General features: G+C 35.8%; 9 protein-coding genes. 5 read left to right on the top strand and 4 right to left on the bottom strand.

What is annotated here, in order from left to right; genetic code table 11:
- Nucleotides 1-17 precede the first annotated feature (17 nt).
- On the bottom strand, nt 18-401 hold the full coding sequence (locus tag REI64_RS00240) for a VOC family protein (protein ID WP_308848068.1): 384 nt from the start codon (nt 399-401) through the stop codon (nt 18-20).
- Between the two features lie 174 nt (nt 402-575).
- On the opposite strand from REI64_RS00240, the gene purL reads away from it, so the two are divergent.
- The 5 genes from purL (at nt 576) to asnB (ending at nt 13,061) form a co-directional block, all read left to right on the top strand.
- Nucleotides 576-4,241 (top strand): phosphoribosylformylglycinamidine synthase, encoded by a 3,666-nt coding sequence (gene purL / locus REI64_RS00235; protein ID WP_308848067.1) that lies wholly within the window; start codon nt 576-578, stop codon nt 4,239-4,241.
- An 86-nt stretch (nt 4,242-4,327) separates the two neighbouring features.
- Complete coding sequence (locus tag REI64_RS00230; RefSeq protein ID WP_308848066.1) at nt 4,328-5,596, top strand: oligosaccharide flippase family protein; 1,269 nt, start codon at nt 4,328-4,330, stop codon at nt 5,594-5,596.
- Complete coding sequence (locus tag REI64_RS00225; RefSeq protein ID WP_308848065.1) at nt 5,580-6,209, top strand: DapH/DapD/GlmU-related protein; 630 nt, start codon at nt 5,580-5,582, stop codon at nt 6,207-6,209. The genes REI64_RS00230 and REI64_RS00225 overlap by 17 nt, the downstream gene beginning before the upstream one ends.
- 94 nt (nt 6,210-6,303) lie before the next feature.
- A complete protein-coding gene (locus REI64_RS00220) occupies nt 6,304-11,235 on the top strand; it encodes a C25 family cysteine peptidase (RefSeq protein ID WP_308848064.1) in 4,932 nt (1,643 codons plus the stop codon).
- Nucleotides 11,235-13,061 carry an asparagine synthase (glutamine-hydrolyzing) gene (gene asnB, locus REI64_RS00215; protein ID WP_308848063.1) on the top strand — a complete coding sequence of 609 codons (1,827 nt, stop codon included), beginning with the start codon at nt 11,235-11,237 and terminating at the stop codon, nt 13,059-13,061. The genes REI64_RS00220 and asnB overlap by 1 nt, the downstream gene beginning before the upstream one ends.
- Here the strand turns inward: asnB and REI64_RS00210 are convergent, their stop codons facing one another.
- From REI64_RS00210 to REI64_RS00200, 3 genes are all read right to left on the bottom strand, one after another.
- Complete coding sequence (locus REI64_RS00210; protein WP_308848062.1) at nt 13,062-14,018, bottom strand: hypothetical protein; 957 nt, start codon at nt 14,016-14,018, stop codon at nt 13,062-13,064.
- A gap of 78 nt (nt 14,019-14,096) precedes the next feature.
- Nucleotides 14,097-15,086 carry a polysaccharide deacetylase family protein gene (locus tag REI64_RS00205; protein ID WP_308848061.1) on the bottom strand — a complete coding sequence of 330 codons (990 nt, stop codon included), beginning with the start codon at nt 15,084-15,086 and terminating at the stop codon, nt 14,097-14,099.
- A gap of 132 nt (nt 15,087-15,218) precedes the next feature.
- On the bottom strand, nt 15,219-16,085 hold the full coding sequence (locus tag REI64_RS00200) for a TonB family protein (protein WP_308848060.1): 867 nt from the start codon (nt 16,083-16,085) through the stop codon (nt 15,219-15,221).
- Nucleotides 16,086-16,124 lie beyond the last annotated feature (39 nt).

Below are 16,124 nucleotides of genomic sequence, written 5' to 3'. Positions count from 1 at the left end.
TTTCATAAAACAGGTCCTTAACATCCATAAATCTCCAATGGCAAACCATCTGGATCGGTAAAAAACGTAAACTGCTTACCTGTAAACTCATCAATTCTAATCGGCTCCGTTACAATCCCTTTTTCATTCAAAATCTTCGCAACTTCTGCAACATCATTAACTTCAAAAGCTAAATGCCTTAAACCTTGTGCCTCTGGCCTCGATGGTCTAACAGGCGGATTTTCAAACGAAAACAGCTCAATCTGATAAACGCCATTTACAGCCAAATCTAACTTCCACGATTTACGTTCTTCTCTATAAACTTCTGCCAAAACTTCAAAACCTAGTTTATTGACGTAAAAATCCTTCGAGGTTTCGTAATTAGAACAAATAATAGCAATATGATGAATACGTTTAAACATATCTGAATTTACGATTTTAGACTGACAAGTTACGATTGACCTGCTCAAATATCCGCTAACTTTCTAACATTACAACTTTTCAATTTTCAACATATAAATCAAGGAACAAATAAACCCAAAAACGGTTAAATTTCTCCTAAAAAAAACCTAAATTTGCGTCTTCAAAAAATAAGCATGATTCATTTCTTTTTAGGTCAATCTGACGAGGTTTTTGTTTTACAAACAAGCCAAACATTATCCCAAACTGATACAGAAAAACTAGAATGGCTCTTTGGCGGCGCAAAGCTTGCTTCAGAAAATTCTTTAACAGGTTTTTTTGTTGGTCCACGTGCGGCAATGATTACCCCTTGGAGCACTAATGCGGTAGAAATTACGCAGAACATGACTTTGGATGGCATCCTCAGAATTGAGGAATTTAAAAAAGTAGATGAAGGGTTTACGGCATTCGACCCTATGCTTTCTCAAAAATACAATGGTTTAAATCAAGAAGTTTTCACCATCAATATTGAGCCAGAAGCTATTTTAGAGATTACCGACATTGCCGCTTACAACAAGCAAGAAGGTTTGTCTTTAAGTGATGAAGAAGTTGATTACCTAAGAGGATTAGCAGACAAGCTAGGAAGACCTCTGACAGATTCAGAAGTTTTCGGTTTCTCGCAAGTAAATTCGGAGCACTGTCGTCATAAAATTTTCAACGGCACTTTTGTAATTGATGGCGAGGCAAAACCTACTTCACTTTTCAAACTAATTAAGAAAACATCAGAAACACATCCAAACGAGATTGTTTCTGCCTATAAAGATAACGTAGCTTTTGTAAAAGGCCCGAAAGTGCAGCAATTTGCACCTTCAAAACCAGACGTACCATCGTTTTACGAAACCAAAGATTTTGATTCGGTAATTTCAATTAAAGCCGAGACACATAACTTCCCAACTACAGTAGAGCCTTTTAATGGTGCTGCTACAGGTTCGGGTGGTGAAATTAGAGACCGTTTAGCTGGTGGACAAGGCTCTTTACCTTTAGCTGGAACAGCGGTTTACATGACTGCCCTTTCTCGTTTGGAAGAAGGTAGAGCATGGGAAAAAGGCGTTGAAGAACGTAAATGGTTGTATCAAACCCCAATGGATATTTTAATCAAAGCTTCTAACGGAGCTTCTGATTTTGGAAATAAATTCGGTCAGCCGTTAATTACAGGTTCTGTGTTAACTTTCGAACACGAAGAACACAACCGTAAATTAGGTTTCGACAAAGTGATTATGTTGGCTGGTGGTATTGGTTACGGAAAACTAGCACAAGCTAAAAAACAAGAACCAAAAACTGGCGATAACATTGTGGTTTTAGGTGGTGAGAACTATCGTATTGGTATGGGCGGTGCTGCTGTTTCTTCGGCAGATACTGGCGAACACGGAAAAGGCATTGAGCTAAACGCCATACAACGTTCTAACCCTGAAATGCAAAAACGTGCTGCTAACGCAGTTCGTGCTATGGTGGAAAGCGATCATAACACCATTGTTTCTATTCACGATCACGGTGCTGGCGGTCACTTAAACTGTCTTTCTGAGTTGGTAGAAGCTACTGGTGGTAAAATCAATCTAGATAAATTACCGGTTGGCGACCCTACCCTTTCTGCAAAAGAGATTATCGGTAACGAATCTCAAGAGCGTATGGGCTTAGTAATTAGCGAAGAACACACAGCTACTTTGCAGAAAATTGCTGATCGTGAGCGTTCGCCAATGTACACCGTAGGTAAAGTAACTGGCGATCATCGTTTTACTTTCGAATCGGCTACTACTGGTGCTAAACCAATGGATTTGGCTTTAAGCGATATGTTTGGCAGCTCGCCAAAAATGATTATGGACGACAAGACTGTTGATCGTAATTACGAAGCGGTAGCCTACGATCAAGGTAAAATCAATGAATATTTAGAGCAAATACTTCAATTAGAGGCAGTAGCTTGTAAAGATTGGTTAACTAACAAAGTTGATAGATGTGTGGGTGGTCGCGTGGCGAAACAACAATGCGCTGGTCCTTTGCAATTACCGCTGAACAACGTTGGTGTAATGGCTTTAGATTTTCAAGGTAAGGAAGGTATTGCTACTTCGGTTGGTCATGCACCTGTTTCGGCATTGATTGATGCTGCCGCTGGTAGTAGAATTGCCATAGCAGAATCCCTATCAAATATTGTTTGGGCTCCATTAAAAGATAATTTAAAAAGCGTTTCACTTTCGGCCAACTGGATGTGGGCTTGTAAAAACGAAGGCGAAGATGCTCGTTTATACGAAGCAGTTGAAGCTTGTTCTGCATTTGCCATCGAGTTAGGAATCAATATCCCAACAGGAAAAGATTCACTTTCGATGAAACAGAAATACAAAGATGGCGATGTGATTGCACCTGGAACGGTAATTATTTCTGCGGCTGGTAACTGTAACGACATTAGTCAAGTAATAGAGCCAGTTTTACAAAAAAATGGCGGTAACATCTATTATATTAACTTAAGCAACGATACTTATAAATTAGGTGGTTCTTCATTTGCACAAATTTTAAATAAAGTTGGCAACGAAACTCCCGATGTGAAAGATGCGGCTAAATTCAGCGCTGCTTTTAACGCTGTACAAGAATTAATTAAAGCAGATAAAATAAAAGCGGGACACGATATTGGTAGCGGTGGTTTAATCACTACGCTCTTAGAATTGTGCTTTGCAGATCAAAACTTAGGTGCAAACATCGATTTGTCTACCCTAGGCGAAGCTGATGCTTTGAAAGTATTATTTGCTGAAAACATTGCTTTGGTTTTCCAAGCTGACGAAAGCATTGAAGCTATCTTAACTGATAAAGCAGTTACTTTCCACAAAATTGGTTCGGTAAGCAATACAGCTACTTTAAACGTAGCAAATAATGGAACTGACTATTCTTTCGATATTAATCATCTACGCGATGTTTGGTATAAAACTTCTTATTTACTAGATAGCAAACAAAGTGGCGAAGTAAAAGCGAAAGAACGTTTCGATAACTATAAAAACCAACCGTTAAAATTCAATTTTCCTGCACAATTTGATGGTAAAAAGCCAGTAATCGATGCAAGTAAGCCTCGTCCGAAAGCAGCAATTTTACGTGAAAAAGGTAGTAACTCTGAGCGTGAAGTAGCTAACGCGATGTATTTGGCAGGTTTCGATGTGAAAGACGTGCACATGACGGATTTGATTTCGGGCAGAGAAACTTTAGAAGACATCCAATTTATCGGCGCCGTTGGTGGTTTCTCGAATTCGGATGTTTTAGGTTCGGCAAAAGGTTGGGCTGGTGCATTTTTATACAATGAGAAAGCTCGTGTGGCTTTAGAAAACTTCTTTAACAGAGAAGATACTTTATCAGTAGGTATTTGTAATGGCTGTCAGTTGTTTGTGGAGCTTGGCTTGATCAACAGAAACCACGAAGCAAAGCCTAAAATGTTGCACAACGATAGCCATAAGCACGAAAGTATCTTTACATCATTGACTATTCAGGAAAACAAATCGGTGATGCTATCTACTTTAGCTGGTAGCACATTAGGTGTTTGGGTTTCTCATGGAGAAGGTAAATTTCAATTCCCTTACGAAGAAACTAGCTACGACGTAGTAGCTAAATATGGTTACGAGCAATATCCTGCAAATCCAAATGGTTCTGGTTTTAATACAGCAATGCTTTGCGATGAAACAGGCAGACACTTGGTAATGATGCCTCACATAGAGCGTTCATTGTTCCAATGGCATTGGGCAAATTATCCTGCAGGTAGAAAAGATGAAGTTTCTCCTTGGATGGAAGCTTTTGTAAATGCTAGGAAATGGGTGGAGAAACACCAGAAATAATGAGAACCTAACAAATCAAGATTAAGCCAACGAATATATTTGTTGGCTTATTTTTTGTTACCTTAGCTCGGCAATAATTAAATAATTTGACCATCAAACTATTCAACTTCGAAAAAAGAGACATTAAGTCTTTTATAACCTTGTTGTCTGGCAATGTTCTGTCAAAGATCATATTAGCCCTAGGCACACTACTGTTAGCTAAAATTTATGGAGCTTCAAAGTTTGGAATTTTCAATGCTTTTTTAAGTCTTATAGCATTATATCCTGTGTTAACTTCGTTTAACTTAGAGAATTTAATTATTAAGCTCAAGGGCAGCAACGAAATTAGAAATACATTTAATTCTGCAATTTTCATTAGCCTATTTTTTTCAGTTTTACTCACGTTTATTTTATTTTATTTAAACCGCTCCAATTCTACTTTAAATAATCAAAACTTCATTTTTTTCTTACTTTGTTTTGTTGGTGGACTTTTGACAAGCTGGACCTATATTCAGTCGGCTTTACTTACTAAGTATCGCTTTTTTAAACAAATTTCTATTTCCGTATTAATTAGTTCATTTTTCAGCATTATCGCACAAATAGTGCTTTGGCTCTATCTACGAAACAACCAAATGGGCTTAATTTACGGATGGATCTTTGGACTGTCCTTCTCTTTCGCATATTCAATTTCTATAAGCAAACTCAAGTTAAAGTTTATAAACACCAACCTTTTAAAAAAGAATATTAAAGAGAACATTGGGATTTTAAAGTTTGCTTATCCTTCGGACGCTTTAAATTCCATAGCCAACAACTTGTTACCGATAATAACAATTGCATATTTTTCTACCACAGATGTCGGAACTTTCGCTCTTGCGTTAAAGCTTATTACTATACCGCTAATTTTCATATCATCTGCTGTCGCAAAAGTTTATTTTCAAAAATCAATTAGATTACAGGAGACTTCACGCACCTATCTTAAGGATCTAACACTAAATATATCAAAGCTATCCCTAGCTATCGTTAGTATCCATATTTTATTAGTGAATACTATAGGAATATATTTCCTCGATAAATTATACTCATCGGCAGACTGGTCTTACCTCAGATCTTATCTAATTTTTCTCTCACCTTGGATGATAGCAAGATCATTGGTAAATCCTATTTCTACAGTATTATTTACACTTAATAAAAACCATTTTTCGTTCCTCTTCAATATTTATTTACTTCTTATAAACTTATTAGCAGTCTATATCGGTATACACCTTAAAAGCTTTAGTCACTGTATCATATTTTTCTCTTTTGGTTCTGCTATCGGCTATCTTGTTTTATTTTTGAAGATATTTTTAACTTTACGCAACAATGAACGTCAGCAGTAATAAAGTGCTCTTAAAGAGAAAGCTAGATTTTATGCTTTTTGGATGGATAGTAAACCTTGCTTATCCCCAATATTACAGGCAAAAGTATACTTATCTGAGTTATTATTACATTTTTATCAATTATGTAATACCTCAAAAAATTTTAAGGATAAATGGAAAAGTGCCTTGGCCAGTACATTACACATCTAGAGTTGGCAATTATAAGAATATTACAAAAGGAATTTTATGTGATCCGGGTGATAACATAGGTGTTTATATACAAGCAATAAACCCTATAGTGATTGGAAATAACGTATCCATTGCTGCAGGGACATCTATTATTTCTGCCAACCATAATCATCTCTATCATTCTCTTCACGACAGCGCACCACCGATTGTTATCGGCGATAACGTATTTATCGGAGCGAATTCAGTAGTATTACCCGGTGTTAAAATAGGTGACAATGTTGTAATTGGAGCAGGATCTGTTATCCCAAAAGACATACCCTCAAATTGCATTGCAGTAGGCAATCCATGTAAACCTATCAAGCCCATGGAGGATTATAAGGAGAAATACGACATCAGCGGTTTTAACAGGAAAATATTAAAAAAAAATCTAGATTATTTTAAATAATAGCACCTTTTGTCAAAAAACGCCAGACAATTACACCATTTAAATAAATCTACAAACGAATTATAATCAGCCAATTATTAGTACATTTGAGTATATGCTGCGTATTTACTTTTCCATTTTACTAACTTTTTGTTACTTGTGCGTTTCTGCCCAAACGCCGCTTGGTAACGATTGGATTAACACTAATCAGTCTTACTACAAAATAAAAGTAAGCCAGAAAGGGCTGTATAGATTAACCTACTCAACTTTAAGCCAACAAATACCCACAATAGGTAGCATTAACCCTAAAAACTTCCAACTATTTAAAAATGGCAAGGAGGTTTCAATCTATGTACAAGGTGAAAGCGACAACTCTTTTGATAATGCAGACTATATAGAATTTTACGGGGAACCTAATGACGGAACCTTAGACAAGGAACTATACCCAGTAGCCAATACGCACCCACATAACCATTACAGCCTTTTTACCGATACTGCTGCGTATTTTCTAACTGTTAGTGGCACAATTGGCAAACGCATACAGACTTTCCAGGCTTCAAAAGCAGGTTTAATTCCAGAAAACTATGTTATTCAAGAAAGCCTGGGTGTATATCCAGAAGCTTTTTATCAAGGGAGATATATCATTGCCCACATGAGTTTATCCGATTATCAAGAAGGTGAAGGTTTTATGGGGGCTACGTATGGCTTAGGAGCACAGCAAACCAGAGTCTTGTCTACACCTAATTTATATAGTGGAAGTGGTTCGCCTACAATAAAATTTGAGACATATGTTGCCGGAAGGTCAGATGCCCAGTCTACAAACCCCCAAGGCAATAATCATCATCTACGTGTAAGTATAGGAAATGGCACTAGCATTTTTATAAAAAAAGACACCCTATTTAGAGCTTATGCTGTTGCAAGAACAAGCTTTTTAATTGCAGCAAATGAGTTAGGGCAAAATACACAAATAATATACGAATCGGTTAATGATTTAGGTGCGCAGACTGATTATCAAGCTGTAGCCTACGCAAAAATCACTTACCCCCGTACACTAGATCTACAAGGCACTGCAAATCTTAACTTTTCGTTAAGTGGCAGTATTCTAAATAGATTTCTAAGTTTTGCCAACAACAACAAAATCGAACCTTTAATATGGGATATTACCTCCAATCAAAGGATTGTAGCAGAAATGAACGGAACCAATGCGGAGTTTGTTGTGTCTGCAGCAAATATTGACAACCGTAACTTCTTTTTATGTGACGGAGCTGCTTTCATTTCCCCATCTATATCGAAAGTAGAAATGGTGAATTTTGCACTAAATACTTTCGATAAAAACTTTATCATCATTACCAATAAAAAGCTTTTATCTAGCGCTCAGAATTATGCCTCATATAGAAATCAAGGCAGCTATAAATCATTTTTAATTACCACAGAGCAATTATACGATCAGTTTTTCTATGGCATACACCATCCATTGGCGGTAAGAAATTTTGCTAAATACTTACTACAAAATGCTAGCACAAAGCCCGAATATCTTTTATTGCTTGGTAAAGGGCTCGAAAACCAATTAATTAGAGGTGTTGGAGGAATTAATGATGATTTAGTCCCTACGTATGGCTCTCCACCATCTGATGATTTGTTGACCGCAAGAATTAATACTACAAGCTTAGCTCCAGCAATAGCTACGGGGCGTATTGGCGCTAAAACTAATGAAGAAGTTGAGATTTATTTAGAGAAATTAAAACGTTACGAACTTTATGAAAATGCAATTTGGCGGAAGAAGTTCATTCATATAACTGGGGGCAGTAATCTTTCAGAAAATTTATCGTGGGCTGCCTATCAAGCAAACATGTTTAATATGGCCAAAAACGATCCTTTTGGTGCAGATACTGTAAATTTTCATAAGAATGTAACCTTACCTATTAGTGCTGGTAGAAAACAACAAATTATTTCAGAAATAAATAAAGGTGCATCATTATTATCTTTTTTAGGCCATGGCTCGCATCAACATACAGAAATTGATTTCGGAATACCAGAGGAATTAGCTAATACCGATAGGCTTTTAACCTATTTAGTTAACGGGTGCACCACTGGAAATACGTTTATAACCGCACCTTCCTTGGGGGAAAAACATATCTTTTATCCTCAAAAGGGAGCTATAGGTTGGATTGGAACATCTAGCGAAGGAGTTGCAAGTTACTTATTTAACTTTAGTAGCATTTTTTACCAAAAAGTGTTTAATTCCAATTACGGAGTATCTATTGCATCGGCATTAAAATTGACTAAAGAACAATACCAAAATCCGAACGACCTCATTAATGTGATGCATACTACACAATATACATTTCAAGGAGACCCAGCACTAAAGTTTTATACGCCAGAAAAGCCAGATTTTGAAATAACACCCAATGACCTATATATTTCACCTTCCGATGTTACAGCTGTAAGCACTTCTTTTTCTGTAGGAGTTATTGTTAAAAACGTAGCCAAAGCAGTAAATGCACCTCTAAAAGGTTCGCTGCAACGCACTCTTCCAAATAACTCTATTATTTCTTATCCAACACAAATATTTTCTAAGCCAGTTTACCACACAGACACATTATTTTTTGAAATAACGAACAATGATGCTTCTTCTGCAGGAATAAATAAGTTTACTGTGACATTAGACCCTAACGGCGAACATGATGAAATATCAAAAACGAACAACGTAGCAACGTTTGAATATAACATGTTAGCAAATGGAGTTAATCTAGTTTATCCAAAAAGATACGCATTAGTAGGCGACAAAAATGTTGAACTATTGGTTCAGTCTAGTAATTTACTAATTGGGAATGCAAATTACATCTTCGAAATTGATACGGTTAGCACTTTTGATAGCAGTTGGAAGAAAAATTCGGGAATAATCTCCGCTGGATTTATGCCAAAGTGGAATCCAGGACTACTCGATAAAAACAACCTTACCTATTATTGGCGTGCAAAGCTAGATTTACCTGTAGAAAAAGGTGGAAATTGGCAGTCAGGTAATTTCACGTACGTAAACAACAACGAGATAGGCTGGAATCAATCCCACATTGATCAGCTAAAAAATGGCGATTTAATTAATATTGAATATAATAGCAGCAATAAAAAGTTTGAATTTACAAAGAGTGGTTTCTATACTGTTATTCAAACCAGAGGCGATGATGCGCCAACTGGTGATGAAAGGACATTCCGCTCTAATCCTGGCGGAAGATTAGGTTATCACAGTTGGGAATTCGAAGGAATTAGCATTTTTGCTCTCAAACCTTCGATATTCGATCCCTTTAGCTACCCATCAGATTATAACGTGGTAAATCAAGAGGCTGATGGCAGTCCACCGTATCTCTCAGGACATTATATTTTTAATACAAACGACCCGATACACTTAGATAGCCTAGTTGCTTTTATCAATCAAATACCAACTGGTTACCACGTTATTGGATTTAACGGTAGAAATGCAAATTTTTCTGCATTACCTGAAACCGTTAAAAGTGCTTTTATAAAAATTGGAGTAAGTAAAATAGGTAGTATTGGCTTAGGTGAACCCTACATGTTCTGGGGCACAAAAGATGCTACTGCTGGCACTGCCATTGAGAAAACTGCAGACTATGATAGTCCTGCTCCTGCCAGAAATCAACAAATTCGGTTTGACAATACTTACCCTTTCCCATTTGACCGAGGAAGTTATACGTCGAAACCAGCCGGCCCAGCGTCCAAATGGATAAATGCAAGTTACGAGATGAATAAAGAAACTTCTGACCAGGTAACATTTGACTTACTAGGGCACACGAAAAATGGCGCTGTCCAAGTATTACAAACAAATTTACCATCAAACAATGTTGATTTATCAAGTTTCGATGCAAAACAATATCCAAAAATGTCAATTCGGATAAATATTGTTGATGCCATAAGCCGAACAATGCCACAAATTAATAAACTAAGGTTTACCTACGAAGACATACCCGAGGCATCGATAAATCCAGACATAAAGAACACTTTCCATGCAAGAGATATGCAAGAAGGCGATACTATAAAATGGAATATTGGATATCAAAATTTATCTAAATATCCTTCAGACTCTGTGCATGTTTATTATACCTTAACCAAGCCAGATAGAAGTACCATAAAATTAAAAGCAGGAAAAATAGAAGAATTATCAGCCAGAGCTAATACAACTTTTGAAATTAAAATACCGTCTTTAGGATTAGTAGGAAACAATCTACTTAAATTAGACTTCACTCCTATCAATGACAATGACAGTTACGCTTTCAATAATTATATACAGCAAAGCTTTAACGTTACAAGAGACAATAAAGAACCTATTGTAGATGTAGCCTTTGATGGTAAACACATTATGAATGGCGAGATAGTTTCTCCCCAACCTAACATCGTGGTAAATCTAAGTGATGAAAATTCTTTTATACTGCTTAAAGATACTACAGTGATGAATATTCTATTAAAGTCGGAAACTGGAAGCTTTAAGAGAATTGCTTACACCTCTGGAATGTTAGATTTTACACCTGCAAATTCTGCAAATAACAATAAAGCATCTGTAGCGTACAAGCCAGCCAAATTAGCAGACGGTGTATATACATTGATGGTAGAAGCTAAAGATGCTAGTGGAAATATTAATAGTGTAAACAACTATACTGTAGACTTCGAAGTGATTAATGAATCTGCTATTACTCACTTCTACCCATACCCTAACCCTTTCACAACAGCAATGAAATTTGTATTTACGCTAACAGGAGACAAAATTCCTGATAAGATGAAAGTACAAATTATGACAGTCACAGGAAAGATAGTGAGAGAAGTATTTAAGGAAGAACTGGGAAATATTCGCATTGGAAATAACATCTCTGATTTTACTTGGGACGGAACGGATATGTATGGAGATAGATTAGCAAATGGCGTATATTTTTATAAGGTAATTGTAGAAAACAACGATAAATCGGAAATCAAACATAGAAGAACAGCTACGGATAATTACTTCAAGCAAAATACCGGAAAAATTTATTTGATGAAATAATGTGTGGGATTACAGGATTTATTGATTATCAAAAATCAATTAGTGAGGATGATTTAGTTAATGCATCGGCAGCAATTCGCCACCGTGGAGGAGACGGATTTGGACACATTTACGAAACGCAAGAAAAATACAACGTCGGTTTAGCGAATGAGAGATTGGCAACCATAGACCCTTCAAACAACAGTCGTCAGCCATTTACCACTTCATGCGGAAACTACACCATCACATTTAATGGCACTATATACAATTACCTTGAATTAAGAGCAACGCTCATTAAATATGGTATAACATTCAATACGCTATCTGACACCGAAGTACTTGTAGAATGTTATAAAAAATGGGGACATCAGCTTTTTGAAAAAATAGACGGTGCTTTTGCTTTTGCGATTTTAGATAGAAAACTGCAACAGCTCTTTTTAGCTAGAGATACCATGGGCGTTAAACCCTTGTATTTTTACCGGGATGAATTTTTTTTTGCTTTCTCTTCAGAATTAAGGGGCATGCTTCAATTCCCCATAGAGAAGAAAACCAATACAATTGCGTTAGAAAAGTACTTAAGGCGCGGCTATTTTTTTGGAGATGAGACCATCTTTGAAAAGATACAAAAATTCCAAAAACAGCACTATCTAGTAATTGATTTAAATAGTGGAAACTTTTTAGAACAAAAATTTGATAACTCAACATCATCATTAGAAATACCTGATAATGAAGATGGAATAATTGCAAAAGTACAAGAGTTACTTACCGAATCTATTTTGGGTAGAAATGTAGCTGATGTGAATGTTGGCGTAATGTTAAGTGGTGGATATCATAGTGCTGCTGTAGCTGCAATCCTACAAAAAAATCAGGCAAAAAAATTAAGAACGTTTACACTAGGCTTTGAGGAGAAAAGATTAAGCGAGGCTCCCTACGCTAATGACATAGCAAAACACCTAAACACAAACCATAGCGAATATTATATAACTAGTGCTGATGCTGTTGCTTCATTAGAACATATGCCCCAAATTTTTGATGAACCTATGGGTGATATTGGTGCAATTCCGTTAGCTTTCTTAATAAGCCAAATCGCTAAAGAAGATGTTAAGGTTTTACTTGGAACTGAAGGTGGCAACGAATTATTTGCTAGCTACTCTAATTACAAAAAGGCAATGTGGCTTTTTCAAAGGACTACAAAAACACCTACCATTTTAAAGAATTTTTCACTTGTATTTTCTAAAAAAAAGAAAACCAGCCTAAAAGAAGTATTATTTTCAAGCAATCTGCTCCATACTTACGAATCAGCCTGTTCATTCTATCCACATGAAGACATAGCTAACTTGGTTAATAAGGAGATAACAACGTTTGCACTGAACTCTAATCGCAATGACATCAAGTCGCTAATAAATTTCGATTTGCAGAATTACTTACCTAATAGTCTTTTGCTTAAATCTGATAGGACATCAATGTATCATGGAATAGATAGTCGTGATGCTTTGCTAAAAACAGATCTTGTAGAACTATTAAGCAAATTAGATGAAAAATGGTTTTCCAAAGAGGGAAGCTTAAAATATTTTTTGAAAGCCATAACCCATAAATACATTCCTAAAAACTTAATGGACAAACACCAAAGGGGCTTTAGAATTCCGTTTGTACAATGGATGAACACTATCTATAAACCATATATTGAAGAATATTTATCTCCAGAGCAATTAGATAAACATCGTTTTTTTAACATCGTAGAAGTGTTTAAAATTAAGACAAGATTTTATGTAAACGCAAATAGTTATGATGCAAAAAAACTTTGGCTTTTAATACAATTTCAAATGTGGTATAACAAATACCTGTAACTAAATCATCTTTTTAACAACTCTCTTTAATTTGGATAGAAAGGCGCTTATATAATTCTTTGTTGCCGAGTAGTCTACTTGATAATACACTTTTAAATTAGCAGTGAACTTACTTTTAAACTTAGCAATACTATAAACATTCGCACCCAAAAGATCTACATTTTCGTAACCATTTTTTTTAAAGTAGGAAAACATAGCATCGTATAAATATGCATGCATCGAATGATTACCCGATACCTTTCTTTCTATTTTACAAACAAAAGCTATATATGCTACTTTAGACATATCATCTAGAAGCACTATACTTGAAGCGAAGAGTTGATCATCAATATAACAGCCAAACAATTGCACAGAATTATATCCTTTAAGATTTCTAAATGAGGTGATTACGTTTACCATCTCAGAGCTGGAAAAAAAACCATTATCTCGAAGAAATCCAAAGTTTTTAGTTAAAATATCATCAGAAATAGGAAGTAGATCTACTTTTGCGCCTAAAGATTGAAACTCCTTTACGCTTCTATTTATATCAGCACTATAACCACCTTCAGAATTAGATAGATATTTTAGATATGTATATCTGTTTTTTGTGCTAAATCCACACCAACTAAATGGTCTTACATCTACTATGTTAGTATTTAAATTAAGAGAAATATGCGTAAAAGAAGTTGTTAGCGAATTTAAGAAATCTGTTACATAGGTGCAATATTGGGTATCTTTTAGTTTAGCAACCCAAAATGTAGAATAAATAAAATATAAGGGATCGATGATCTTTTTACCTTTTGAATACGCTATCAGGCTAATAACGACTTTGCCTCTAACCACATATACAATATAATTAGTTTCAAGTAAAAAACTTTTGGCTATAGCATCTACAAACTCTAATTTTTCATTAAAAAAAAGTTGTCTATCTTTTAGTATAGTAGACATCCAAACCTCCGCACTCAAATAATTAATCATCAGATTATAAAAATATACATTCTTTTAGTTAACAAGGAAGTCTTTTTCAATTATTGAATTCTGTAATAAATTACGCTCTCAGTATAACTTTCTACTGATATAGTATGATCCCGTCATTTTTCGAAAAATACGTGATGCTAAATATTTTTTAAGTATCTCTTTTACGCTTAAGTCATTTTGCTCAAAAGGAATACGCTGGTAAACGTTATTATAACGATCTTTTCTGCTGCCTGATGTTCCAAAAACAAGATCACACTCTTTCTCCAAGACACGGTTGTAAAAATTTTGCGTAACTCCATCATCTGTAAATGGAAATGCGAATGCACGATTATTAGCTCCGAAATTTTCGCACATAAAAGTGACTGAATCTTTAGTTTGTTTAACTTGCTCGTCTATTGTTAACTCACGAAAATGTGGATGGTCTACACTATGTGCACCAACATCAAAGCCCGATTTAATTAACGATTTAATTTGGTTGGTTGACATGTACGGAGAATTTCGCTTCAGATAATCATCAAACGACAGATTTAATTTTGAAGCAACATCATCAATTAACGGAGTGTCTTTATATTTAAGTGACTTTAAAAAATGGATATAGTTTTCGATTTTCACACGGGTGTTCAACATCGTAAATTTATTCTCGTTACTTTTAATCGTATCTATGATTAAACTTACTTTAAATCTGTAGAACAGATCATTATTATCGACAAAAGCACTATTAATAAAAAACACTGCTGGCACCGCTTTTTTTAATAAAATCGGAGCAATTACGTCGAAACACTGACTTAATCCGTCATCAAAAGTTAAAAGCATTAACGGCTTACTAGTATAACAATTAGCTCCTCTCCTAAGCTCAGATAAGTCTATTGGCTGATAGTGTCTAAGCAAAAAATCTAAATCGGCTGAAAACTTATCAATATTTTTAAAGCGGTACAAATGTTTAACATGACGCACTTCGTTATCCGAGATACAATGATAAAGAGGCACTATCAACTTTTCAGGATCGTAGCTCGACAAAGTATCAAATGGTAAAAACTTAGTTAATGATGTTAAAATTTGCTTTTTCAAACCCATCCCTCAAACGTTAGCGCAAGGTAAAAATTAAAAAACAAAAAAATCTAAATTTCACTGTGATAAAAAAGCGATGAAATTTCTTCCACCGCTCTCATTACAAACTTACAAATCAATATTACTTAAAAACTAATTCTGCATTACATAACTGATAGGCATGTTATATCTAACCCTTACTGGCAGGTTGTTTTGCATTCCAGCTTTCCAACGCGGCGATTTTTTAATTACACGCATTGCTTCTTCATCGCAACCGTAACCAATGCCCCTAGTTACTTTCACATCGGTAATAGTACCATCTTTCTCTACCACAAAACTAACAAATACTTTACCTCCTATCCCCTCATCTTGCGCTCTAGCTGGATATCTCAAATTTCTCTGAATATATTTTGCCCAAGCATCCATTCCTCCCGGAAACTCTGGGCTATGCTCAGCAATGCTAAGTATTTCTTCGCCATTACCTTTTGTTCCAGTTCCCGTACCTAATCCAGATCCACCGCCTGTTTCAGAATCTAAATCTGCATTCCCCCCTTTGCTTAAAACACCAGCTTCAGTGGTACTTGCAATAACAGCATCTTTCAATTCATCAGATGTTGGCGGTTGCGTTTTCACCAAATCATCGCTAACCACTTTAATATTATCCGTCATCCCCACGGTTTTTGCCTTTGGAGCAACGGTTTTCGGCGCAACCTGTTCCTGCGGTGTCGCTTCTGCTGGCTTAGGTTCTTCTACCTTTGGTTTAAGCTCATGAATGCTATTATCAATGGTTACGATACGCTCAGTTGGTTTCTCCACAACAACCTCATTACCCTTCAATGCAGAAACAATAGACGGGCCAACAAACACACCTATAAATAGAGGTGCAGTAATAAACAATGCCTTCAACAAAGTATCAGCAGATTTTTTTCTAAGCTGGTACGCACCATAGTTCTGGTTCCTGTTGGCAAATACGAGAGCGAGCCACTCGCGGTCGTATAAATTTGATGAATTATTAAACATAGCTATTAGGTTTTTTTAGCTATGATGCAAGCTTGCATA

Origin of the sequence: Pedobacter sp. (assembly GCF_031119335.1) — a bacterium.
Lineage (GTDB): Bacteria > Bacteroidota > Bacteroidia > Sphingobacteriales > Sphingobacteriaceae > Pedobacter.
Note: the sequence above shows the minus strand (reverse complement) of the source record. Positions and strands in the feature narration are given on the sequence as shown.